Source organism: Paenibacillus sp. JT22N1 (genome assembly GCF_059692155.1).
Genome location: NZ_JCAUAW010000006.1, coordinates 179,786 through 204,756, shown reverse-complemented (window position 1 = coordinate 204,756; position 24,971 = coordinate 179,786). Strand labels below are relative to the sequence as shown.

General features: G+C 45.2%; 23 protein-coding genes. 9 read left to right on the top strand and 14 right to left on the bottom strand.

Annotation, left to right across the window (positions count from 1 at the left end; genetic code table 11):
• Positions 1 to 43: 43 nt before the first annotated feature.
• Entirely contained in the window at positions 44 to 1,333 is a 1,290-nt protein-coding gene (gene asnS, locus AC58UU_RS13925; RefSeq protein ID WP_497316509.1) for an asparagine--tRNA ligase, read from the top strand.
• A gap of 35 nt (positions 1,334 to 1,368) precedes the next feature.
• Complete coding sequence (locus AC58UU_RS13920; protein WP_497316507.1) at positions 1,369 to 2,049, top strand: DnaD domain-containing protein; 681 nt, start codon at positions 1,369 to 1,371, stop codon at positions 2,047 to 2,049.
• Between the two features lie 58 nt (positions 2,050 to 2,107).
• Here AC58UU_RS13920 and AC58UU_RS13915 read toward each other — a convergent pair whose 3' ends face one another.
• From AC58UU_RS13915 to AC58UU_RS13875, 9 genes are all read right to left on the bottom strand, one after another.
• Complete coding sequence (locus tag AC58UU_RS13915) at positions 2,108 to 2,617, bottom strand: hypothetical protein (protein ID WP_497316505.1); 510 nt, start codon at positions 2,615 to 2,617, stop codon at positions 2,108 to 2,110.
• Positions 2,618 to 3,233: 616 nt separating this feature from the next.
• Positions 3,234 to 3,875, bottom strand: a complete 642-nt coding sequence (gene mtnB / locus AC58UU_RS13910) for a methylthioribulose 1-phosphate dehydratase (RefSeq protein WP_047674306.1) — start codon at positions 3,873 to 3,875, stop codon at positions 3,234 to 3,236.
• Entirely contained in the window at positions 3,872 to 4,534 is a 663-nt protein-coding gene (locus tag AC58UU_RS13905) for a 2-hydroxy-3-keto-5-methylthiopentenyl-1-phosphate phosphatase (protein ID WP_497316503.1), read from the bottom strand. The genes mtnB and AC58UU_RS13905 overlap by 4 nt, the downstream gene beginning before the upstream one ends.
• Entirely contained in the window at positions 4,531 to 5,799 is a 1,269-nt protein-coding gene (locus AC58UU_RS13900; protein WP_497316502.1) for a 2,3-diketo-5-methylthiopentyl-1-phosphate enolase, read from the bottom strand. The genes AC58UU_RS13905 and AC58UU_RS13900 overlap by 4 nt, the downstream gene beginning before the upstream one ends.
• A 43-nt stretch (positions 5,800 to 5,842) precedes the next feature.
• A complete protein-coding gene (proC, locus tag AC58UU_RS13895; RefSeq protein WP_497316500.1) occupies positions 5,843 to 6,712 on the bottom strand; it encodes a pyrroline-5-carboxylate reductase in 870 nt (289 codons plus the stop codon).
• A 28-nt stretch (positions 6,713 to 6,740) separates the two neighbouring features.
• Positions 6,741 to 7,988, bottom strand: coding sequence for a glutamate-5-semialdehyde dehydrogenase (locus AC58UU_RS13890; protein WP_497316498.1), 1,248 nt, complete (start codon positions 7,986 to 7,988; stop codon positions 6,741 to 6,743).
• Positions 7,981 to 9,717 (bottom strand): proline--tRNA ligase, encoded by a 1,737-nt coding sequence (locus AC58UU_RS13885; protein ID WP_497316496.1) that lies wholly within the window; start codon positions 9,715 to 9,717, stop codon positions 7,981 to 7,983. Before AC58UU_RS13885 ends, AC58UU_RS13890 begins: the two co-directional genes overlap by 8 nt.
• 25 nt (positions 9,718 to 9,742) lie before the next feature.
• On the bottom strand, positions 9,743 to 10,843 hold the full coding sequence (gene proB, locus AC58UU_RS13880; RefSeq protein ID WP_497316494.1) for a glutamate 5-kinase: 1,101 nt from the start codon (positions 10,841 to 10,843) through the stop codon (positions 9,743 to 9,745).
• A gap of 386 nt (positions 10,844 to 11,229) precedes the next feature.
• Complete coding sequence (locus tag AC58UU_RS13875; protein WP_497316492.1) at positions 11,230 to 12,432, bottom strand: pyridoxal phosphate-dependent aminotransferase; 1,203 nt, start codon at positions 12,430 to 12,432, stop codon at positions 11,230 to 11,232.
• A 154-nt stretch (positions 12,433 to 12,586) separates the two neighbouring features.
• Here AC58UU_RS13875 and AC58UU_RS13870 point away from each other — a divergent pair, with 154 nt between their 5' ends.
• The 3 genes from AC58UU_RS13870 to AC58UU_RS13860 all read left to right on the top strand — a co-directional run bounded on the left by AC58UU_RS13870 (position 12,587) and on the right by AC58UU_RS13860 (position 15,745).
• Complete coding sequence (locus AC58UU_RS13870; protein WP_497316490.1) at positions 12,587 to 13,114, top strand: DUF1572 family protein; 528 nt, start codon at positions 12,587 to 12,589, stop codon at positions 13,112 to 13,114.
• A gap of 79 nt (positions 13,115 to 13,193) precedes the next feature.
• The gene (locus AC58UU_RS13865; protein ID WP_497316488.1) at positions 13,194 to 13,994 is read left to right on the top strand and encodes a carbon-nitrogen family hydrolase; all 801 of its coding nucleotides are present in this window, start codon (positions 13,194 to 13,196) and stop codon (positions 13,992 to 13,994) included.
• Between the two features lie 368 nt (positions 13,995 to 14,362).
• Positions 14,363 to 15,745, top strand: a complete 1,383-nt coding sequence (locus AC58UU_RS13860; protein ID WP_497316486.1) for a glycine--tRNA ligase — start codon at positions 14,363 to 14,365, stop codon at positions 15,743 to 15,745.
• A 53-nt stretch (positions 15,746 to 15,798) separates the two neighbouring features.
• Here the strand turns inward: AC58UU_RS13860 and AC58UU_RS13855 are convergent, their stop codons facing one another.
• Entirely contained in the window at positions 15,799 to 16,290 is a 492-nt protein-coding gene (locus AC58UU_RS13855) for a cysteine dioxygenase (protein WP_497316484.1), read from the bottom strand.
• Between the two features lie 586 nt (positions 16,291 to 16,876).
• Between AC58UU_RS13855 and AC58UU_RS13850 the strand changes: the two genes are divergently transcribed.
• On the top strand, positions 16,877 to 17,314 hold the full coding sequence (locus tag AC58UU_RS13850) for an SgcJ/EcaC family oxidoreductase (RefSeq protein ID WP_497316482.1): 438 nt from the start codon (positions 16,877 to 16,879) through the stop codon (positions 17,312 to 17,314).
• Between the two features lie 15 nt (positions 17,315 to 17,329).
• Here AC58UU_RS13850 and AC58UU_RS13845 read toward each other — a convergent pair whose 3' ends face one another.
• The 4 genes from AC58UU_RS13845 to AC58UU_RS13830 all read right to left on the bottom strand — a co-directional run bounded on the left by AC58UU_RS13845 (position 17,330) and on the right by AC58UU_RS13830 (position 20,913).
• Positions 17,330 to 18,202, bottom strand: a complete 873-nt coding sequence (locus tag AC58UU_RS13845; protein WP_497316480.1) for an SDR family NAD(P)-dependent oxidoreductase — start codon at positions 18,200 to 18,202, stop codon at positions 17,330 to 17,332.
• Between the two features lie 455 nt (positions 18,203 to 18,657).
• On the bottom strand, positions 18,658 to 19,626 hold the full coding sequence (locus AC58UU_RS13840) for a helix-turn-helix transcriptional regulator (protein WP_497316478.1): 969 nt from the start codon (positions 19,624 to 19,626) through the stop codon (positions 18,658 to 18,660).
• Between the two features lie 21 nt (positions 19,627 to 19,647).
• On the bottom strand, positions 19,648 to 20,541 hold the full coding sequence (locus tag AC58UU_RS13835) for a LysR family transcriptional regulator (protein ID WP_171692672.1): 894 nt from the start codon (positions 20,539 to 20,541) through the stop codon (positions 19,648 to 19,650).
• Positions 20,542 to 20,766: 225 nt separating this feature from the next.
• Entirely contained in the window at positions 20,767 to 20,913 is a 147-nt protein-coding gene (locus AC58UU_RS13830) for a lmo0937 family membrane protein (RefSeq protein ID WP_156389871.1), read from the bottom strand.
• A gap of 201 nt (positions 20,914 to 21,114) precedes the next feature.
• Here AC58UU_RS13830 and leuC point away from each other — a divergent pair, with 201 nt between their 5' ends.
• The 3 genes from leuC (at position 21,115) to AC58UU_RS13815 (ending at position 24,942) form a co-directional block, all read left to right on the top strand.
• A complete protein-coding gene (gene leuC / locus AC58UU_RS13825; RefSeq protein WP_497316476.1) occupies positions 21,115 to 22,536 on the top strand; it encodes a 3-isopropylmalate dehydratase large subunit in 1,422 nt (473 codons plus the stop codon).
• 69 nt (positions 22,537 to 22,605) lie between these two features.
• Positions 22,606 to 23,211, top strand: coding sequence for a 3-isopropylmalate dehydratase small subunit (gene leuD / locus AC58UU_RS13820; RefSeq protein ID WP_497316474.1), 606 nt, complete (start codon positions 22,606 to 22,608; stop codon positions 23,209 to 23,211).
• A gap of 393 nt (positions 23,212 to 23,604) precedes the next feature.
• The gene (locus AC58UU_RS13815) at positions 23,605 to 24,942 is read left to right on the top strand and encodes an N-acetylmuramoyl-L-alanine amidase family protein (RefSeq protein WP_497316472.1); all 1,338 of its coding nucleotides are present in this window, start codon (positions 23,605 to 23,607) and stop codon (positions 24,940 to 24,942) included.
• Positions 24,943 to 24,971: the final 29 nt, after the last annotated feature.

Below are 24,971 nucleotides of genomic sequence, written 5' to 3'. Positions count from 1 at the left end.
AAGTTAGGTTTTTACGAAAACTTTAAGGAGGTTCAAAAGCAGAATGAAATGTACGATAAGCGAAGTTAAACATCATGTCGGCGAGTCGGTTACCATTGGCTGTTGGCTAAACAAGAAACGTTCAAGTGGTAAAATTCAGTTTTTACAACTAAGAGACGGTTCCGGATATATACAAGGTGTCGTAGTCAAAAGTGATGTAGGTGAAGACGTCTGGGAAGCTGCTTCTAAGCTAACGCAAGAAAGCTCGCTTTACATAACAGGAAAAGTGAAAGAGGATACGAGGAGTAAAGGCGGCTATGAGCTTGATGTCCTAGGCGTTGAAATTATCCAAGTGACGGAAGAATATCCAATAACACCGAAAGAGCATGGCGTTGATTTCTTGATGGATAATCGCCACTTGTGGATTAGGAGTCCGCGTCAGCGTGCGGTGCTCGTGATTCGTGCCCAAATTATTCAAGCCGTTCAGCAATTTTTCAATGAGCGTGGCTTCCATTTGGTCGATCCACCGATTCTAACCCCTTCCTCATGTGAGGGAACAACGAATTTATTTCACACCAAATACTTTGATGAAGATGCCTTCCTTACACAAAGTGGACAGCTCTATATGGAAGCAGCCGCGATGGCACTTGGCCGTGTGTACTCTTTCGGTCCAACATTCCGTGCAGAGAAGTCCAAAACACGCAGACATCTTATCGAGTTCTGGATGATTGAGCCGGAAATGGCTTTTGTCGATCATGTCGAGAATCTGGAAGTACAGGAGCAATTCGTTTCTTATATCGTTCAAACCGTGCTCAAAAATTGTGGAGATGAGCTGGAAACCTTAGAGAGAGACACAACGAAGTTGGAGAAAATTCAAGGCAGCTTCCCGCGAATTACATATGATGAGGCTGTAGACTATTTACAAAAGAACGGTCATGAATTCCAATGGGGCGAGGATTTCGGCGCTCCGCATGAAACAGCGATTGCTGCTCAATATGAAACACCGGTTTTCATTACACATTGGCCGACAGAAATTAAAGCGTTCTACATGAAGCCTGATCCTAGCCGTCCGGAAGTCGTGCTTTGTGCCGATATGATTGCGCCTGAGGGGTATGGAGAAATCATTGGAGGCAGCCAAAGGATTGATGATCCTGAGCTAATGGAGCAACGTTTCCAGGAGCATGAGCTTTCCAAAGAAGCCTATCAATGGTACCTTGATCTTCGGAAATATGGCACTGTGCCGCATTCCGGTTTCGGACTTGGACTGGAACGTACGGTTGCTTGGATTTGTGGTTTGGATCACGTGCGCGAAACGATTCCATTTCCTCGTCTCTTATACCGTCTGTACCCGTAACTGGGTTTATCGACCATGGGTAGAAAGGGGATCGGATGAGTATACAATCTAGTACACAGCAGCAGATAGAAGCTGTCCTTGTGGCCGGCTTTCTGGAAGGGAATGTTGGAGTCCCAAGCCTTCTTCTCAAAAATTACCGCGCCCTTCAGTTGAGTGAAATTGAAGTCATGACATTGATTCATTTGATATCATTTCTGGAAAAAGAAAAGAACGACTTTCCAACCACGGATGAGATTCAATTCCGCATGTCAGCTTCACCAGATCTGGTCATTGCTAGCTTGCAGAAATTGATTCATGAGCAGTTCATCGCGATCGATGAGGATACAGCAGAAATAACAGGGATACGCAGTGAACGATACAATCTTACGCCGTTATACCAAAAATTAGCCAAACGGGTTGCCGAGCAGCAGATTGCTGAGTTAAGCACAATCCGCGCATCCATTCCGTCTGATGAGAGTGCCAAAAATATTTATACAACATTCGAAAAAGAATTTGCACGTCCATTAACTCCAATGGAGCTGGAAACAATCAGCGGTTGGCTGGATAAGGATATGTACAAAGAAGAGCTCATTATGACAGCTCTTAAAGAAGCTGTATTTGCAGGTAAAGTACACTTCCGTTATATTGACCGGATATTACTGGAATGGAGCCGCAATCGAGTGGCGACTGTGGACCAAGCCAAGGAATATTCGCAGCGATTTCGACAATCTAGATAAAATAGAAAAACGTCCTAGTTTTCTCACAGTTCTCAACTGTAGAAAATGGGACGTTTTTTTATTGGGGCTGCCAGTTTTTGTAATGCTTTTTAGCTAGTGTGAATAGGACTGTATTCAAACCGAAGGCAAAGAGATAGACAGGAAACGAGTAGATAAGCTGCCAACCATAATACTGAAACACCGAAAAGGTGACAGCAAGAGATTCAAAGCCAACAGAGGCAAACGACCAAACCAGGATATGTACAAACTGAAAAGGAGCACGAATTGGATACTTGTCATAAAAATACACAAAGAAATAGCCAACTAAAGGAAAAGGAATCGTGTAAAGCAGAAAATCAAACAAATCATAGTTTGGGGTATCCATAATATCATACACATTATAAGGGTATGAGGAAGACAAGATATTATCGACGGCTCGTCCCAAATAGGAGTTGAAAATCATAATAAGCAGTGAGATGGGAAGTGGAATTCGCTTAGGAAGCATGCAATATAGCAGGATCAAAGCGATCATAATGATCGTAGCAAAGCCTTCGTTTGCATCAAAAGTAATCGGTGGAATTAAGATCATACAGGTTGTTTGTCCCTACCTTTCAACCATCGAAGTACGTACATGAGTCCCACTGTAGAAACGATAAAAGTTAGCCACACAAGAAAAGACCACCAAAATTTCCAGTGCACGATATATACATAACCAGCAAGCTCCATAATGATATGCATGCTAGCTAATATAAGGGTATAAACACTAGTGAGAATCAGGCGCTGCCACTTACGGCTCATTTTTAAATAAAAATGCAGAAACCAAATCATGGACATAGGAAATAATAATAAATAATAGAACATTGTATCCCAAAATATTTGGTAAGTGCGATAAGGCACAATCAACTGTAAATTGGTTACTACAATTTCAGAAAAATCTTCTCCGAACAGTGAGACCCAGAACCAATACACTAAGACCTCGAAGAGATTCATGTTTTTTTTAACATATACATATGAGATGAATAGAAGCAGAAATAAACTTGTATTAATGACTGAGAACATAGGCGTATGTGTATTCCTTTGCAAACGGATTTAACAAGTAAAAGTAGTTTTACCCATCTTGAGTGATTCTATGAGACAAAAAAAGTCAGAACCTCTCCCATTTGGGCTAGGATCTGACTTTTTAATTTTTTATTCAAAAAAAGATATTAGTTTCCTTTATGAAGCAAGTGCGAGCGGTATACATATTCGAAAAGGAACTCGAACGCTTCGAGATGGCGCTTAGCTTCAAAAGCATTCGCTCCCCAGGCATAAATGCCATGCTTACGCAGCACGATACCAGGAATTCGCGGAACAATCGCACCTTCCACCAGCTCGGCGATGCGAGGGATTTCAGCATAATTGGGTAAAATGGGAATTTCGATCTGAGCTTCTTCATCCCAAATATTGAATGCCTTAATAAGTTCAACACCGTCTACGGGTATGCTTTTACGTTCCCAGTACAGTTCAGAGATTAAATTATTGAATATCGTATGTACATGAAAAATGGCGCCTGCACCTGTTAAACGGTAGATTTCACTATGGATCAAGGTTTCTGCCGATGGCTTCAGGCTTGTAGCTTCCGTCGGTTGCCCTTTCTCATTCACGAGTAGAAAATCCTCAGGTGTTTGAACGGATTTATCTCTACCGCTTGAGGTGATAGCGAATGTGAATGCGTCAGGCTCGAAGCCGCCCACACGAACAGACAGATTGCCGCTCGTTGCAGGAAACCATCCTCTTGCCGCTAAATTAGCTTTAATATCACGCAAATCAGCGAATGCACGCTGCTTCTCTTCAAGTAAAATACTCATACTACAGGTTCAGCCTCCAATTGCTTCATAATATCAAAGAAAGTATCGAATGGGTGATATGGATAGTCTAGCTGCTTACACATATCGATGAGATGAGAGCGAGCAAAGATCGTATCGACCAGCTTAGCACCCTCGAAATCCGTAATACTATCACCGATGATAATTCGCTCATATTGATTAGCGTCATAAGAGCGAATAATGCTTGTTTTGCACATCCCACAGTCAGTTTTACAATGTTCGTCACAACGATTTGGCCATAAAATCTCAATAGCGTTTCCTTCAAATGTGCTGGCATTGCAATAGATATGCTCACTTGGGATAGCAAAGGGCTTCAGCAGTGGATAGATAAAAAAATCGATGCCGCCACTCGTAATCAAAAGCTTGATATTCTGTTCTTTGCAATAATCTACGAATTCTTTGAATCCATCACGAATCACTGCGTTATTGATCGCATATTCGACAATCTCATCCTTACGGGAAGTAGGGAGGAGGGCGAACATCTCACCAACACCTTGGCGTATCGAAATAGTTTTGTCCAAAATTCGTTCTACGATTGCTTCCCAACCAGCTGGATTGAAATGCTTCATGATGGCAACGATGTTATCGTTCACGGTAATGGTACCGTCAAAGTCGCAAAAAATAATGCGTTCCTTACTCATTCTGGAGTCCCCCAAGTATCGATAGCTGATTGTAACTCTGGATGTGTTCGGGCGTAGTCTTGAAGTGTAATTCCTTGCATAGTTGCATCAATCGCCTGACGGAAGGCTTGCCCACCAGCAATCGTACCGAGTGGATGTCCATGGATGCCTCCACCTGCATTGACGATGACATCCTTACCGAAATCACGCAGAATAAGCGGGACAAGTCCAGGGTGAATGCCTGCGGAAGGGACTGGAAAGCTTGAAGCTAGTTTCAATTGTACATCGGCAGGTGCGTTATAGGTGTAATCTTTTCGTAAATCATCTGTTAGAAGCGCGTGCTTAATTGCCATGTTCTCTTCCCTAGGCATAACGACTGAGCCATAAGGAGAAGGGAACAGCACTAAATCTGCTCCGGCCAAACGCATGAGCTTACCAAGGAGCACAGAAGCGGATATGCCATAGTGCGGTGACGGATAAGTCGCACCTGCCATTGCAGGATGAGCCATGATGGGAATCGTTATCTCTGGATCGGAGCTTAATTCATGCAGCGTATCGAAACCGTAAGCTAATACATTAAATAGTAAAGCGTTAGCTCCAGCTCCGATTGCTTTCTTGGCTTGGGCTGCAAGCTTGGATGTAGGTCCGGTTATATTGACAGCATAGAGCAGCTTTTGACCTGTTTCCTTGGTGGCTTGTGCAGCTGCTTCCAGGCAAATCTCGATCCGTTTCTCCAATGGTGTTAATGGATTTTCAAATAGAATCTCATCGTCTTTAATGAGATCTACACCGCCGGCTGCTTGCAAATAAAATTGTTCGCGCAGGGCTGGAAGCTCATACCCGACAACTGATTTAAAGATACTCATTAATAAGGGGCGATCATGCACACCAAGGAGCTCTCGCACACCTTGCATACCGAATTTGGGACCGGAGAAGCCAGATAAGAAGTCAGATGAGAAGGATAAGTCAATTAGTTTTATTTTGCCGTCCATCGACAGTTTTCCGAATACAGTAACCAACAAGGCAGGGATGTCCCTACTGAAGTTAATATCTGGATATGCGATTGTGATATCGGCATAGCGGTTTGAAATAGTTTCTCCCAGAGCGGGTTCATGGACTTCAACCGAAATGACTTTCCCTAAATGCTTCTCCATTTGCGCTTTTTGCGCTTCCGGCAGTTCGGTCCAGCTGCCAACCGTAAGGCCGACAGCGATGCTTGTTGCTTTTTTATGAAAATCGGCTTTCTCATCGAAACTCCGATAGGTGGCTAGACAATATGCGTTCATCGTAAACATTCACCTGCTTTAGATAGAATTAAACCTCTTGAAATTAGGAGGATTTCACTACGGGGCTTGGCGCAGCAATTTGTTCGCCCATTTCTTTGGCTCGCTCCGCAGAACGAAATACCGCTTGTGAGATAGCTTCGCTAAACTGAAAACGATCTAACGCTTCAATAGAAGCTTGCGTTGCCCCATTTGGCGATGTGACCTTGCGACGAAGCTCAGCAGGATTTTCTTGCGTAAGCTGAACCATATGCGCGGCTCCGAGCACCGTTTGAAGTGTTAATTGATGTGCATCTTCTGCGGAAAGACCACCCTCAATGCCAGCTTTGATCATGGCTTCCATGAAATAGTAGACATAGGCTGGACCGCTGCCGGATACACCTGTCAGAATTTCTAATTTCTCTTCCTCCACGATCGTTACAGTACCAACGGCTTCAAACATTTGAGTAGCAACTTGTTTGAATGTAGCATTGACCTTGGAAGAGAAGCTCATTCCTGTAGCGCCTAGACCAATTGTGCTGGACGTATTGGGCATCGTGCGAACAATCGGCATATTGGTTTGCAGCAGTGCTTCTGTTTTTGCGATAGAGAGCCCAGCAATGACCGAAACGAGAAGCTGCTGTTCGTTCAAAAGCGGCTGCAGCTCGGCGAAGGCATTCTCCACATCCTTAGGCTTCATGCAGAGAACGACGACATCGGCAACACGAAGAAAGGTTTCCTTCGTTAACGGGTCTGACGTTGCCTGCAGACCGTATTCCGATCTTAGAAAAGCTAACCTGTCTTGATCCGAGCGATTCATCACATATATATTTTGGGGATCAGCGACTTTTGTTTCAATGAGTCCGCGGATGATCGCTTCCGCCATCGAACCAGCGCCGACAAAGGCAATTTTGGTTTGGGATAAAGTAGTGGACATCGTACATTCCTCCTTGAATTTAGAATCGTTATTCGCGTATTTGTCCGCTTCCATGAACGCGGTATTTGGTTGAAGTTAACGCTGGTAGACCCATCGGTCCGCGAGCGTGAAGCTTTTGGGTGGAGATGCCGATTTCCGCTCCGAAGCCGAATTCAAAACCATCGGTGAAACGAGTCGAAGCGTTGTGATAAACAGCCGCTGCATCAACTTCCTGTAAGAATCTTTCGGCATTGGCCGCATCTTCCGTCACGATACATTCGGAGTGCATCGTCCCGTATTCACGAATGTGAGCAAGGGCTTCATCGAGATCCTTCACAACTTTGATGTTAAGAATGTAGTCCCCATACTCGGTTTTCCAATCTTCAATTTCGGCAACTTGCATACTAGGTACTAACTCACGAGCTCTTTCGTTACCTTTGAGCGCTACATGAGCACCTTTGAAAGCCTCTGCAATGGCACTTAAATGCTTTTCTGCAGTAGACTCATGCACAAGTAAAGTTTCCATGCTATTACAAACAGAAGGACGCTGAGCTTTGGCATTGATACCGATGCGAACGGCCATATCGAGCTGTGCACTTTCATCTATAAAAGTATGACATACACCCGCACCTGTTTCAATGACAGGAACAGAGGCGTTATTGACAACATTTTGAATAAGTGAATGCCCGCCTCTTGGAATGAGCACATCGATGAGACCATTCAATTTCAGCATTTCATCTACAGAACTGCGGTCTGCACTAAGAATCAATTGAAGTGCATCAGCGGGAATGGCTGATTGTCTTAATGCACCGTGTAGAACCTCAACGATTTTCTCATTGGAAAATAAAGCGGAAGAACCGCCTCGCAAAACGACTGCGTTGCCTGTCTTGAGACACAAACCAGCTGCATCAACGGTCACGTTAGGTCTTGCTTCATAAATAATGCCAACCACGCCAAGGGGCACACGGATTTTGCGAATGCGCAGACCGTTTGGACGTTCAAATGCTTCCAAAGTATCCCCAACAGGATCTGGGAGCTCGGCTATTTGGCGCAGACCTTCAGCGATCGCTGCGATGCGAGATTCATTTAGGGCTAAACGGTCTAGTAGGGAAGCACTTGTACCTAATTCTTTGCCTCGCTGCAAATCTTTGGCGTTCGCTTCGATAATCGCCTGCTGCTCCGTTACAAGGCTATCTGCCATAAGGAGGAGTGCCGCATTCTTTTGTTCAGTTGTCAGATTACCCATCGTCTGGGCAGCTTGTTTGGCTAATTTAGATTTTTGAACGACTTCACTCATGGGAAGATCGACCTCCTGTTTGGAATAAGGAATGGCAATGCGTAAGTATATGCTCTACAGATCGTTCATATTGACTGCCGTCTCGGCGTTCTTTACATTCTACTACACGCTCATTTGCTTTCTTGCCGACTGTTATTCGCAGAGGGAAGCCGAGCAGATCCGAATCATTGAATTTAACGCCAGGACGTTCATCCCGATCATCCCATAGGACGGAGTATCCTGCCCTAATTAACGTTGTATAAATCTCTTCGGATAATTTCATTTGAATTTCATCCTGAACATGAACGGTCAGAAGATGAATGGAAAATGGCGTAATGGACTCAGGCCATATAATGCCTCGTTCATCATAGTTTTGCTCGATAATGGCAGCTAGCACACGTGAGACACCAATGCCATAACAGCCCATAATGATGGGCTCGGAAACCCCGTTCTCGTCGCTGAATGTTGCGCCAAGGGAACTGCTGTATTTGGTGCCGAGCTTAAATACGTGGCCAAGCTCTATCCCTTTCGCAAAAGAGAGCTCGTGCCCACAATGGGTACATAACTCACCTTGGGCGACATTGCGTACGTCATGATAAGATATAGGTCCTAAATCGCGTTCGACCTCCACATTCACCAAATGGAAATCTGGCTCATTGGCTCCGACGACAGCATCCTTCAAGCCCTTGATAGAAGAATCAGCGAAGATTCTCACATTCTGGAGTCCAATTGGACCTATAAATCCGGCAATGGATCCTAACTTCTCTATGTCATCTTCGGAAAGCATGGAAACCTGGGCAGCCCCAATGGCTTGCTTCAGCTTGATCTCATTTAATTCATAATCGCCTCGCAGGAGAACAATAACTGGCGTTCCATCTGCTTGTAAGGCAACAGATTTAATAATCTGATTGGCATCTATTTGTAGAATTTGACTAAGCTGTTTGATGCTACTCACTTGCGGTGTGTGAACTTTCAATGGTTGCGAAGCAGGTAAAATGGTATCCACTCGCTCGGATTTCCGTTGTTCCGGTACCGTTCCGATTGCTTTTTCAATATTCGCTGCATATTGGCAGGCGGTGCAGTGGACGATTGTATCCTCACCAACATCAGCCAGGGCCATGAATTCATGGGTATCTGTACCGCCGATAGCGCCGGAATCGGCTTCAACCGCTCGGAACTGCAAGCCGCATCGTGTGAAAATGTTAACATAAGCGTTATACATACTTTGATAGCTAGCATCTAGCCCGTTTTCCGTACGGTCGAAGGAATAGGCATCCTTCATGAGGAACTCTCGTCCGCGCAGCAGACCGAATCGTGGTCTACGTTCATCGCGATACTTCGTTTGAATCTGATATAGCGTGACAGGCAGTTTCTTGTAGGAATGAATCTCGTCCTTCACGATCGTCGTGATGACTTCCTCATGGGTAGCTCCTAGTGCAAACTCTCGGCCGTTCCGATCTTCTAGACGCATTAGCTCGGGACCATAGACGTCCCATCTGCCTGAGGCCTTCCACAGTTCGGAAGGGTGAAGAGCTGGCATTAGCATTTCCTGTGCGCCCGCTGCGTCCATTTCCTCTCGGACAATTTGTTGTATGTTTTGCAGGGCTTTAAGACCTAAGGGTAAATAGGAGTAGATACCACTGGAGAGCTGTCGTATTAATCCCGCACGCAGCATCAGTCGATGGCTGGCGGCCTCTGCATCTCCCGGAACGTCACGTAGGGTTGGGTTAAGCAATCGTTGTTGTCTCATAGTTGGGAGAGCCTCGCTTTCTTCATTAGGTTAAAGGAACCCATTCATCACGGTGAATGACTTCGATTCGGGCAACTTCCACACGTTTCTGGACCTCGTCGGTCGATAGCCCTGCTGCGGCTTGCACTTGCCAAGCCGCATAGTTGACTACGCCGCGTCCTAGCAGCGCGCCTTCGATACTGAGCACCTCGACGACGTCGCCGGGGTGGAAGTCCCCTGCAGCGCCCGTGATGCCGGCAGGAAGCAAGCTCTTGCCACCGCTGAGCAAGGCCATTTTGGCGCCTTGGTCAACGATGATTTGTCCTTGGGGCAGCGAGTGGAAGCCGACCCATTGTTTCTTCACCGGCAGGTTGTTCAGCGCCGTGTCGAAGTACGTGCCCTTGCCGCTGCCATCCACGGCATGCGGCAAATCACCGGGCTCGAGTACGCGCCCGATGAACACTGGCACGCCCCCGCGCATCGCGATGCGGGCGGCTTCGACCTTCGAGCGCATGCCCCCGGTGCCGACTGCGCTTCCAGAGCCTCCAGCGAAGCTGAACAGCTCATCGCTGATGGCGTCCACGCGATCGATACGCTGCGCGTTCGCGTTTTTGCGGGGATCGTCCGTGTATAGGCCGTCCATATCCGTAATGATGATCAATTTGTTCGCTTTGACCAAATTGCCTACCAAGGCCGACAACGTATCATTGTCGCCGAATTTCAGTTCATCCACCGCGACGGTGTCGTTCTCGTTAATGATCGGCACAACGCCGCGCTGCAGCAGCTCGTCGACCGTCATCAGCGCGTTCTGCACGCGCTTGCGGTTAGAGAAGTCGTACCTAGTGAGCAAAATTTGCGCCACGCTGATGCCATGGGACGCAAATGCTTCGTGGTACGCCTGCATGAGAAGCGCTTGGCCGACAGCGGCTGCGGCCTGCTTCTCGTGCAATACCTTGGGCCGCGTGCGGTAGCCAAGGGAGGTGAAGCCTGCGGCAACTGCGCCGGAGGTGACCAGCAGGACTTGATGACCGTCCTGCTTCAATTGCGCCAGCTCCGACGCGAAAAAACGTATTTTATCCGGATTGAGGCCACCGGTATCTGAAGTTAAAGAGCTGCTGCCGATTTTAACGACGATTCGCTGAGTCATAACGATCCCATCCTTTGATTTACATGTATGTAGATACAAAAAAGACTCCCGTCCTCATAACATAAGGACGAAAGTCTGTAGCTTCCGCGGTACCACCTTAGATTGGCGCACACCTATGGCGGCTGCACCCAACTCTAGATTCCCTAAATAACAGCAGGGCACTGTTCAACTCATCGTTGACTGTTCAGGGGCGGGTTCGGAGTCGGTTCACGGCAAGCTCTCTCAGTCTATGGAGCTTACTCTCTGTTTACGTGCTTAACGGTTCCTACTATTCCCATCATAACATTGCGATATAGAAGTTTTTGAGGACTTCCTTTTTTGGTTCTATCTAGAATAGCACGCTGTACAAGCGTTTGTAAAGAAGCAGCAGCCTCCATATTTTCTGCTTATCCAAATAGATTCAGCTTACCGATTCGTTGCACGGCTTCTGCTAATCGTTCTTCAGAGGATAAGAGTCCAAGCCTTACATAGCCTTCTCCGTGCGTTCCGAAGCCAACGCCTGGTGCGACGACAACCTTCGCTTCTTGCAGAAGCAAATCGGCAAGACTTTGTGAGGTGTGTCCCTTTGGAACGGGCAGCCAAGAGAAGAAAGACCCCTGTGAAGGGCGTGCATGCCAGCCGATATTGGAAAGAGCTGCATAAAGAGCATTGCGGCGGCTCTCATATACATCACGCAGCTCAGTAACACAATCTTGCGAGGCTGTGAGAGCTGTTGCAGCCGCCACTTGAATACCGCCGAACAACGAGCAGTAGTAATGATCCTGCATCAAGTTAATAAGGCGAATAACTTCTCGGTTCCCTAGGGCAAACCCAACACGCCAGCCAGCCATATTGTACGTTTTGGAGAGGGTATAGAACTCGATACCTACTTCTTTGGCACCTGGGGTCTGCAGGAAGCTGACCGGCTTCTTACCGTCGAAACCTATCGCACCATAGGCGAAATCACTTGCGACGACAACACCATGTTTGTGCGCGAATTCGACCGTTTCTTCATAAAAGGAAGCGGGAGCCGTAGCACCTGTTGGGTTGTTCGGATAATTAATGAACATCAGCTTCGCGCGGTTCAAATCGGATTCTTTGAGCTGTGAGTAGTCAGGTAGAAAGTTGTTTTCTTCTCGCAAGGGCATGAATGCCATTTCGGCGCCGGCAAGAGCAACCCCGGACCAGTAATCCGGGTAGCCAGGATCAGGAACCAGACATACATCTCCCGGATTAAGCAAGCATTGAGCTATCTCGATTAGTCCTGTTTTACCGCCAAAAAGAATCGCAACTTCCGTTTCAGGATCAAGATCTACGTTGTGATCCTCCTTATACCTTTGAGCAATGGCTTGTTTCAGAAATGGAAATCCGCTGAAGGGCGGATATTTATGATACAAGGGATTAGCAGCCGCTTCTTGTATGGATGACACGATATGCGGAGGCGTAGGGCGGTCAGGATTCCCTTGGCCGAGATTAATGACGTCATGACCCGCAGCAATTTGCTCATTTGCTTTGCGTACGAGTGTTGCAAAAAATTGAGTTGGAAGTCCATTCATACGTTCAGCAGGCTGTATCGTAAATGGGCTTGTTGTTGGGGATGTTTTTGTCACGATTTAATTCACACTCCGGAGGTCGGGATTTTAATTAATAACCTTAATGTAACATGATTAATCTTTTTTTCATAGTGATGAAAATAATCGATTTTACATCGAGCGGTCAATATCATAAAGTTAGTTCATTAGTTACGGAAAGGTGCTGAAGACCATGTCGGACAACACACTAGTGACGCAAGTTTTTTTGCAGGAATCCATACGTGCATTTGAAAATATGAAGAAGCTAGCGGATAAAGCATTCGCGCAAACGGAAGATGCTCATTTTTACCTTACGTTAGATGAGGAGTCGAATTCGTTAGAATTGTTGATTAAGCACATGCACGGGAACATGTTGTCACGGTGGACAGATTTTTTAACAACGGATGGGGAAAAAGAAACACGGCAGCGAGACGATGAATTTGAAAGCAGTCAATACACGCGGGATGAGCTTATTTCCTTTTGGGAGGAAGGCTGGAAGGTTCTGTTTGATACACTGCACGCACTCACGCCGGATGATGTTCTTAGGACCGTTCAAATTCGAGGGGAAGGGCATTCTGTGCTGCAAGCCATTCAGCGCCAAGTGTCTCATTACGGTTACCATGTGGGGCAAATCGTTCTTCTCAGTAAACATTGGGCCAATCATCATTGGGAGACTTTAAGTATAGCAAGAGGACAGTCCAAAGCGTTCAAACCTTCGTGAGTTTCATTGAGTTCAAACTTAAATTAGACTACTATAGAGAGATATTGGTAATCTGCCGCCCGAAAGGAGTCATCATAGTATGTCCGAATCACAATTACTTCACATTGCACTTATTCAAATGGATATTCTGATCGGTGAACCCGATACGAACTTTGCTCAATTGGAGAAGCTTCTACATCAAGCGGTTAGTGGAGATCAAAAGCCGGATGTGATCGTATTTCCTGAGATGTGGAATACAGGCTACGCCTTAACCGAGATTCAGCAGTTAGCTGATCCTAACGGTGTTAGGACGAAAGCCTTTTTGAGTGATTTTGCCCGGAACCATCGTGTCAATATCATCGGCGGATCCATTGCTGATAAAAGAGACGATCATGTTCTTAACACGATTTATGCGTTTGATCGCGAAGGTGCGGAAACAGCTGAGTATTCCAAAATCCACTTGTTCCGTCTTATGGACGAGGAAAAGTATCTACATAGCGGCGACCAGCTTGGCCGATTTGAGCTTGAAGGCGTTCCGGCTGGCGCGATGATCTGCTATGACATTCGTTTCCCTGAGCTTGCGCGTAAATTAGCGCTGGATGGGGCAAGGATTTTATTCGTACCTGCGGAATGGCCGCACCCACGTTTGCACCACTGGCGTACGCTGCTCATGGCTAGAGCCATTGAGAATCAGATGTATGTCGTTTCTTGTAATCGTGTTGGGACTAGTGGAACGACGAATTTCTTTGGGCACTCGATGGTTATTGATCCTTGGGGCGAAGTACTGGTGGAAGGCGATGAGAGCGAAGCGATTTTGCATGCAACCATCGACTTGACGGAAGTTGTGCGTGTTCGCGCTAAAATTCCGGTCTTTGAAGACCGCCGTCCACATTTGTATTAGTCTAAATAAAAATGTACCTGCACCTATTTGATTTTTTGTCGGTTTTTCTGTAAACTAAAGCCAATTGAATGATCAATTGTGGCTGTGAAGGATGAATAGTACTTGAACAACTTCAAGTTCAGCGAGCTGGGGACGGTGAAAGCCCAGATTGAAGCTCAAGGAAAAGGCTATCCGGAGCCAATACGATAAAGGGGATACGCTCTTTTATGGGTGTATCAACTAGGGTGGAACCGCGGGTGCGTAAGGCTCTCGTCCCTAGGCATTATTTGATGCCTTTGGATGCTGAGCTTTTTTTGCGTCTGCTCATATCCAAAAGGTCGTCAAAGGTCATTGACCTATAAACGAGAAGCTGAAGGAGCGAATGAACAATGAGCGTTACTATGGATCAAGTTGTAGCATTAGCGAAGCACAGAGGTTTTGTATTCCCAGGTTCAGAAGTGTATGGCGGTTTAGCTAACACATGGGATTACGGTCCGCTTGGTGTCGAGCTGAAAAATAACATCAAGCGTGCTTGGTGGAAAAAATTTATTCAAGAATCTCCCTATAACGTGGGTCTTGACGCGGCAATTCTGATGAACCCGCAAGCTTGGGTAGCATCCGGCCACGTAGGTAATTTCAACGATCCAATGATCGATTGCAAAAGCTGTAAAGCTCGTCATCGTGCGGATAAATTGATTGAAAATAAACTGGCTGAGAAAGATATCGAAATTATCGTTGATGGCATGACTTTTGACGATATGATGAAGCTTATCGTTGAGCACAACATCGTTTGTCCGGACTGTGGCAGCAAGGATTTCACAGACATTCGTCAGTTCAACCTGATGTTCAAAACATTCCAAGGTGTAACAGAAGCTAGCACCAACGTGGTTTACTTACGTCCTGAGACAGCACAAGGGATTTTCGTCAACTTCAAAAACGTTCAACGCACGATGCGTAAAAAGCTGCCATTTGGTATCGGCCAAATCGGCAAAAGCTTCCGTAACGAAATCACGCCAGGAAACTTTACGTTCCGTACACGTGAATTCGAACAAATGGAGCTTGAGTTTTTCTGTAAGCCCGGCGAGGACATGAAATGGTTCGAGTACTGGAGAAGCTTCTGCCATAACTGGCTGTTGTCTCTAGGTGCCAAAGCAGATAACCTTCGCCTTCGCGATCACAACGACGATGAATTGTCCCATTATAGCAATGCAACGACGGATATCGAGTACAAATTCCCGTTCGGCTGGGGCGAGCTCTGGGGTATCGCGGATCGTACGGATTTTGACTTAAAACAGCACATGGAGCACTCTGGTGCGGACTTCAACTATATTGATCCAGAAACAAACGAGCGTTACATTCCTTACTGCATCGAGCCTTCTCTTGGCGCAGACCGCGTTACGTTAGCGCTTCTAATCGATGCTTTCGAAGAGCAAAAGCTTGAAGGTGACGACAGTCGTACGGTTCTGCACTTCCATCCTGCACTTGCACCGATTAAAGCCGCTATTTTCCCGCTTTCCAAAAAGTTGAATGAAGGCGCGCAGGCTGTATTTGCCGATCTAGCGAAGCATTTCATGGTGGATTATGATGATACAGGTTCTATTGGTAAAAGATATCGTCGCCACGACGAAATCGGTACACCGTTCTGTATCACATACGACTTTGAGTCCGAGACTGATGGTCAAGTAACGGTTCGTGATCGTGATACAATGGAACAAAAACGGATGCCAATTTCCGAATTGAAAGCATTTATTGAGAATTCACTTCAATTTTAATACCAAGCCCCCTGTGAGAACGTCGATTGACGTGATTACAGGGGGCTTTTTTTTTAGATGACATAATCCAAGATTTCGCTGTAAGGTAAGTAGCGCGTTACTCCCTGGAGAGGCGGGCTATATACATGAATGGAAACAGCAGGCTCGTGGAAAGGGTTGCTTAACTGATGAATTTGCTCGCAAGGAGCTTCAAAATATTCACCTGACCCAATATAGTCATCTGTTTGGGCGACGGGATAGCCTTCTGAGTCCAAACGGTACTTGGTATTGACTAACGTTCCCTCAACTAAACAAGCGGAGCCGATGGACGAGCCATGGTTATGAATCGCCGTTGCTTCCGAAGCAGGTATGTGAATCACAATAACTTCTAGATCTTTCGTGCTATAAACGACATTCCGACCATAGGGTAAATGTTTGGGTTCTGTTTTATAAACAGGTACCTCATGAAGTAAGTTGTCTAAGGATTGAAGAGCTGCTTTCAGTTGTTCTAATGAAGGTTCTTGCAATTTACAGAATGTCTGCTCAATTGCTCTTAATAATGTCATGGTTTCCGCCTCCTGGGCCAATGCTATCTTTTTATCATTTTTTATTGGGTAATGGATAAGTTTTATTTATATATCATATGCTTTCGGAGCTCAAAGGGTTAGGGGGATCTTTGGAATTTCATCAATTTGCTATGTAATCGGTCTGTGGACTGGGATTATTTCCTACTCTAGAGCGATTTCTTTAAGAGGTTGTTATGTCAAAATTGAGCTGTGTGGTGGGATGCATTCATTTATTTATTTATTTAGCGGAACCAGAGGGCGCTATTTCTTAAGAAATACTCGTTTTTCACGCCAGAGGGAACCACGAGTCGTTATTTAGCCAAAACGGGGTGAAAATACTTCGGTTTTTAAAGAATAGCGGAATGACGTTCCGCAATGGGGCCGTAATCGGGTAAAACGAAACAAATAGCGGATCGACGTTCCGTGAAAGTGCCGTAATCCAGTAAAATGAAACAAATAACAGACCGATGTCCCGCGAAAGTGCCGAATCCGGTAAAACGAAACGAAGAACGGATTGACTTTCCCACTAAAAGCAAGCGTTTCGGTAAACAGTGAGAACAAATTTAAAGAGAGGATGAGGCTAGTGATGGTGGATGTTAAGGAACAAGACAAGAAAGCAATACTCGTTATTTTCGAGGCGCTTGGCAAAGCTTGGAATGAGCATAATGGGCAAGCGTTCGGGCAATGTTTTACAGAAGATGCTGACTATGTAACCTTCAACGGACAGCATATAAAGGGGCGCCAAGACATTACGGAAATTCATCAGAAGCTGTTTGATGGTGTGTTAAGAGGTTCAACAATGGTGGATGGCGGTTCAATACAAATCCGATTTCTATCCCCCGACATAGCTGTTGCTCATTGTGTTGGTGCTATTAAACTCAGATGGCAGAAAAAAGCGCCAAAGAACAGAGATTCCATCAATACGAATGTGATAGTAAAAGAAAAAGGCGATTGGAAAATTGCAGCTTTTCACAACTGCCGCATCCAACCGCCGAATTTTATTCAAAAATGGTTTATGAAGTAATCGAATTCGAACGGCTTAAACCCGGAACGGAGGTATCCGTCTGCCATCGATGTCCGTGAAGCCATACTGTTCTGCTAGGGTACCTACCTCAAGAAGCTGACCTGCCTTTTGACTTACATGAGGATCGGATGCCAAAGCGACAACGGCGCGACCGATATATTCCACAGATTCCGTCGTATGAAGTGCATCGACTTTCATGAAATCAGGATCACCTGGTTCTAAGCCATAATGCTTATAAACGGCTTCCGTACGCATCCAGCCAGGTGCTAAAGTAAGTGCGGTTACATCGATATGGTTTGCTTTCAAATTTTGAGACATGGCGCGCGTCATATTCGTGACCGCTCGTTTCACCGTGTCATAAAAAACATTGATAGGATAATCGCCGCCAATGTCAGAGTAGACGCCTGTATTAATCAGTAGACCACGATTTTGTTCGAGAAAAAAGGTGGACATCGCATACCGACTTGAAACCATCTGAGCACGCAGTCCTGCCTCGAACATTTTGTCCCAGCGCGTCATCGGCTGCTCCCAAAAGGGAACGGAGAAATCGACATCATCATAATCCTCGTAACCGCCCCAGGCATTATTGACCACAATATCGAGTGTTCCTTGTTCTTGTTTAATGCGTTCGTATAAAGCTTTGACATTAGCGTCGATGGTATGGTCACAACGAACGGCGATTCCTAATCCACCGCGCTGCGTAACGGCTTCAGCGGTATCTTCAATTGTACCCGTGAGATCTGTTCTCGTGGACTTCGCTCTGGTGCTGCGTCCTGTCACGTAGACAGTCGCTCCAGCCTCCCCAAGTGCTAACGCAATACCGCGGCCGCCGCCCCGACTGGAACCGGTAACCAAGGCAATCCTTCCTTGTAGGTTTTTTGTTTGCATAATTGTGCCTCCTTAGAGTTTTTTGCCAGAAAACTGGCATCGTAAGCATGAGCTTAGAGTTTTTCATTAGAAAAACTGGCAGCATCATTCGCTTCGTCTGCTCAGTTTAATGTTACATCGAATCTACGACAATTCTTGTCATAGTATTTCGTGCTGGAGAGATGTATTGAACAACTCAAGGAGAGGATGTTTTAAATGAGAAGGTATGTAGAAGATTCAAAATAATAGATGTAAAAAGTACATCAAAAAATGATTGAATGATCATTTTTTGCAGAACTGATGTATTTTGTGCATCTAATATGTCCATTTTCGAGAGAATTTCAATATATTCACTCATTTATATGTATTTTTTGCATATATACTCTCGATTACGCCGAAATAGTGCAAAATAGATGCACTATCTGCATCTGAATGTAAGGTGCCCACCATCACAACGGATAAATTGAATCCGCATTTCAAGTCAATTCATAGCCGTATGCATACTGCATGGCACGAATTTGCTCCCGAATCCAATTCACCATTTCTAAGGGCTCTTCGACTAGGGCGTCGGCACCCAAACTGAGAAAATACTTCGAAAAGTACGATAAATTGCTTCGATGCATGTCTGTCACTAATAGTCCACTGCCATCGTCATGTAGTTCCACGTTACCGTCGATTCCATTGCTTCGTTCATAAGATCTAACACCAGCTGGAGTCAGCTTCACCTGGAGCTTTATTGTCTTAGGACCTGCCTCACGCTCATGACCTGCTAATAGCCAGTCACCAATCGTGTAGTGTTTGAAACTTTTACTTGGATGTTCGATTTCGGCTCGTTCCAAGCTACGTATACGATCTGTGCGAAATAAGAGAAATCCATCTTTTTGAAAGCAATAGGAGGGGAAATACCAGTAACCATTGGACGCGTAAATGCCAATTGGCTGCACGACTCTTTCTGTGGTCCCATCTTTGGAGGCGTAGGTTATGCGTATAGGCCTTTCATCAATAGAAGCTTCCAAAAGCTGCTCCAAATAAGGGGAACCTTGCGTTCGCGTAGGCGTCCAGAAGGATACTCGATCTTTAAGGGCATCGATTCTCACCTTCGTATCTGTAGGGAGATAGTGATAGAACTTATTCAGAGCCGATGCCGATTCTGCTGCAAAAGGGAGCGCTCCATAATACTGGAGCGATTGAAAGGCGAAGAACATCGCAACAGCCTCTTGTTCGGAGAACAGAATCGGAGGGAGCATCCGCTTCTTTAATAAGCGATATCCCCCATGTGGGCCAAATTCGGTATACAGCGGCATACCCAGCTCGCTCAGCTCCTGTAAATCGCGGTGCATCGTGCGTTCTGAGACTCCGAATTCATCGGCCATCTCTTTTGTCGTGAACTGCATACGTTCGTTTACTGCCATCATCAACTGAATTAACCGTTGAGTTTTGTTCATTGCAGGTAATACCTCCTTGTGCTAACCGATTGTTCGCATAACCTCTTTCATTGTGGAAACGAAAGCTTCGGCAGCTTTAGAAATGTACCTGCCTTTACGATAGGCAATAACGAGTGTGCGAGTAGGTCTGCCTTCAAGGGTAAGGTGAATGGGTGATAATTCACTGAAGCTTCTTTTTGAAATTAAATAAGGGACGAAACCGATTCCCATGCCTGCAGCGACGAGGGACTGAACCGTTTCCATATTACTGGACTCGAAGACAATATTGGGTGTTATGCCTGCTTTTTGGCATAGGTCAAGTGTTAGCTTGCGAAATCCTTGCCCTTTTTTCAAAGCGATGAATGCTTCCTTCTCTAATTGTTCGATTCGAATAGGTTCCTTACTTGCTGCTAATCGATGCAGTGGAGGTACCGCGAGGACGATTTCTTCCTCCAGCAAAGTCTCGTAAACGAGAGAATCCTCTCGCAAAGGCAAGGAGAGCAGCGAGATATCGGTTTGCCCATTCATCGTAAGTGTTTCTAAGTTAGAGGATGTCTCTTCAACGAGTGTGATTTCAATATCCGGATAAGCAGCTTGGAAGACAGGAACAACGAAGGGCAGGATTGTTGAGCCCGTAATTGGCATACTGCCTACTACAAGGCGCCCTTTTTTCATTTGCGAAATGTCTTCCATTTCTTTCTTCAACTGCTCGACCATGTCGAGGATTTTTTGTGATTTTTCAACAAAAAGTGAACCAGCGTGAGTAAGCTCAACGGAATTGGTGCTGCGTTGGAAAAGAAGGACGCCGATTTCTTTCTCTAGCTTGGATAGCTGCTGGCTTAGGGAAGGCTGTGCAATATGAAGTTTCTCCGCGGCGCGAGAGAAATTGCGTTCGATCGCGATTTGAATCGCATATTGAAGTTGACGTAATTCCATCGTAGGGTTCATCTCCTGATATGTAATAATCATAGCTAGTTTTATTGGTACAACCTATAAAGCACTAAAGATAATATACCAGATTTTAAGCTTTGATATAAGAAAACCCCGATCGAGGACACTCAATAGATGAGCAACCGTGTTTAGAGGTACAAGCAAAAGCAGTCTGCGGACAAAATCCACAAACTGCTTTTTAAATTAAATAGGATTATCTAATATGTAATGTTAACTGCCTCTTCTACCTGTAACCAAGTTGAATACCAATGATATGACGGCCAAAACGAGCAGAAGATGGATTAAATTCCCTCCGATATCAAACCCGATTCCTAAAGCCCACAAGACGAGAATTACAACGAAAATTGTCCAAAGCATAGTAACACATCCTTTTTCAAATTGTCATAATTGCTTATGCAAGATACTAACCACCTTTTATAAATTCGAATCATCCTATAGGAATAATCTATGAAGCTTATAGTTATTATATCTTGGAACTATGACGTTTTCCGTGCTAAACTACGTTATGAGGGTAAGACATTAACAATTAGAGCGGATAATGACAAGAGGTGACTGGATATGAGTAAAAAGACAATGTTTCAGAAGATTTGGGATAATCACGTTATTAACCAGGAAGAAGGCAAGCCCAGCGTAATCTATATTGATTTGCAGCTGGTACATGAAGTAACTTCACCGCAAGCTTTTGAAGGCCTTCGTTTATCGGGTCGCAAAGTTCGTAGACCAGATCTTACGTTTGCAACGATGGATCATAACGTACCAACAAAGGATCGTTTCAACATTACAGATCCTATTTCCAAACAACAAATTGATACACTTTCACAAAACTGCCGTGATTTCGGCGTTACGTTGTTCGACCTAGACAGCCTTGACCAAGGGGTTGTACACGTTATGGGACCTGAGCTAGGACTTACACATCCAGGTAAAACAATCGTTTGCGGCGATAGCCACACTTCGACACATGGCGCATTCGGCGCACTTGCTTTCGGTATTGGAACGAGTGAAGTGGAGCACGTTCTTGCTACACAAACGCTGCAACAATCCAGAGCGAAATCATTGGAAGTACGCATTACAGGCAATCTGAAACCAGGCGTAACTGCGAAAGATTTGATTCTTGGCGTTATTGCTAAATACGGTACGGATTTTGCAACTGGTTATGTTATTGAATATACCGGTGAAGCGATTCGTGGTCTTTCCATGGAAGAGCGTATGACGGTTTGTAACATGTCCATTGAAGGTGGAGCTAGAGCAGGTCTTATTGCACCTGACGAAACAACATTTAACTACCTGCGTGGTCGTGAATACGTTCCACAAGGTGCTGACTTTGACGCTGCAGTGGCAGAATGGTCTAACCTTGTTACTGACGAAGGCGCTACGTATGACTGGGTGCTGGAGTTTGATGCTGATTCTTTGATTCCGCAAGTGACCTGGGGAACTAGCCCGGGAATGGGGACGAGTATTACATCACTAGTTCCGGGTCCGCAAAGCTTTGAAACAGAAAATGAACGTAAAGCTGCTGAAAAAGCGCTTGAATATATGGATTTAACACCAGGAACACCAATGACTGAACTTAAAGTTGATTATGTTTTCATCGGTTCTTGTACAAATGGTCGTATCGAGGATCTTCGTGCTGCAGCTAAAATTGCACAAGGTTACACGGTAGATCCAAGCGTTACAGCAATCGTTGTACCAGGCTCCGGTCGTGTTAAAATTCAAGCTGAAAAAGAAGGCTTGGACAAAATTTTTGAGGGTGCTGGCTTCGAATGGCGTGATGCGGGCTGCAGTATGTGTTTGGCCATGAACCCAGACGTTCTGCAACCAGGTCAACGCTGTGCATCGACATCCAACCGTAACTTCGAAGGTCGTCAAGGCCGCGGTGGACGTACGCATCTCGTATCTCCAGCAATGGCTGTTGCTGCAGCAATCAAAGGTCATTTCTACGACGTTCGTGATTGGGAAATCAAAGAATACCAACAAGCTTAATTTGGGCTGATTAAGGCAATGCTTACGATGCTAGTTTTGCTAAAGCAAAACTTTAAGGAGAATGAAAATATGGAAGCTTTTAAACAACATACAGGCCTAGTCGGTCCTGTAGATCGCGTGAATGTAGATACAGATGCCATTATTCCTAAGCAATTTCTTAAAAGAATTGAACGTTCCGGTTTCGGTCAATTCCTCTTCTTCGAATGGAGATGGGATGAGGCGGGCAAGGTTATCGAGAACTTCCCATTAAACCAAGATCGTTATCAAGGAGCTTCTGTTCTGCTCTCTAGAGCGAACTTCGGCTGCGGTTCTTCCCGTGAGCATGCACCTTGGGCTATTCAAGATTTCGGCTTCCGCGTCATTATCGCGCCGTCTTATGCGGATATATTCTACAACAACTGCTTCAAAAATAGCATTCTGCCAATCAAGCTAACGGAAGAGCAAGTAGATGATTTGTTCGCTCGTACAGCGAAGCATGAAGGCTACAAGCTGAATGTCGATCTTGAGAACAAAACTCTCACTGATGAATACGGCTTGAAAATTCAGTTTGATTTGGATGAGCACCGTCGTCAGTTCCTGCTGCAAGGCTTGGATGACATCGGCTTAACGCTTCAACATGAAGAGAAAATCACAGCATATGAGCAAGCTCATCAAAAACGTTTGGCTTATAAATAATATGTGATCATAGTAGATGCAATCCAATGAGCTCTTGCATTGGTTGCGTCTTTTTTGTTCTAGTTGTATGAACTCAGACCTAGCTTTTGGCTAGGTTTTTTTATTCTTCTTTTTTTGCAACTTTTGGCAGTTTTCCGCGTCTAATAGATTACTAGATTGTCGATTGGACGGAGGTTTTGCTGTCGGGCATATGATTATATTGGTACAATGGACACGTTGCTGGTAGTTTTTAAAAGATAGATTTAAAGAGTATGAATTTACGACCCCAATTCCGACATTACATAGAGGTGAATGATGAAATTTCCTGCATTTTGTTTAATGCTGCTAGTTTGCATGCTGCTTCTCCCTACTTATGCGATGGGAGCCGAATCCCCCAGTGGAATTAAGCTTTATATGAATGAAAAAAAGCTGGTTTCTAACGAAGTCCAGCCCCGTATAGTAAGTGGTAATACGATTGTACCTGTAAGGATTATCGTTGAAGAAATTGGTGCCAAGGTGAGTTGGGATGAACCCACACGTAAGGTAACCATCGTCAAAGGCGATATGAACATTCAATTGGTTATTGACAGTAAAACGGCCCTGATTAAAGGCAAGAAGGAAAGTTTGGAAGTAGCGCCAATCATCGAAAAAGGCAACACGATGCTTCCACTTCGTTTCATTGGTCAACTTTTGGGTATTGAATTTAAATGGGACTCTTTAACCTCTTCCGTTCATATGTTCAAAAAAGATGATTCCGATTCCAAACCAGTCACAGGACCCATCGATGTTGTAGATGACAACAATCATGGCGAAGTAACGCCTCCAAAACCGCCGGTGCCGGGTACAGGTACAGATCCAGGAACGATTACACCCGATCCTAATGCCCATTTGTTGACTTCGATAGTGCTATCTGAGAAGGAGTTAGCCGTAGCCGCGAAAGACGGCTCTTTAGTTCCGACTATGATGAAATTATCGAACCCGAATCGCATCGTGTTTGACTTCCCTAACACAACTTTAGATCCGTCTCTCCAGAAATTACTTGTAAATAATGCGGGGGAGCTGCCATCTAAGCATCCTCTTGTTGCGAAAGTGCGCTTTTCTAACTTTGCTGATAACCCGGCTACGGTGAGAATTATTTTGGATTTGAAAGGTCCAGCTGACTATCGCGTTCAGCCTTCTAAGCTTACGAATCAATGGACAGCCGCGATAGTAGAGCATCAGTTAACCGTGGTGATTGATGCAGGGCACGGGGATAATGATCCTGGTGCATTATCCATTACTGGCAAGCATGAGAAGGATTTTACACTCGTTACAGCGAAGAAGGTAGAGAAGCTTCTTGTTCAGGACAAACGTGTAAACGTCCTTATGACTCGCTCTGATGATACGTTCATTCCATTGGATGACCGGGTTTCTTTCGGGAACGACAATCAAACAGATCTTTTCCTATCGATTCACGGGAATAGCGCCAAAGCTTCGGTATCGGGAACAGAAACGTATTATAACAGACCGGAAAGCTTAGCTTTTGCTAATGTCATCCACAAAAATGTGGTTGCCGCTGCTGGATTTCCTGATCGTAAGGTACGCCAAGCTGATTTCAGGGTCATCACGAAAACGACAATGCCGGCTGTTCTGGTCGAGGTGGGGTATTTGTCCAATAAGAACGATGAATCTGCCATGTACAAGGAAGCTTTTCAAGACAAAATAGCGGCTTCTATCGTTGCTGCCATCAAAGAATACCTGAACCTCAAATAAGAGACGAAAGCTTTAAACGTATGCTTTCG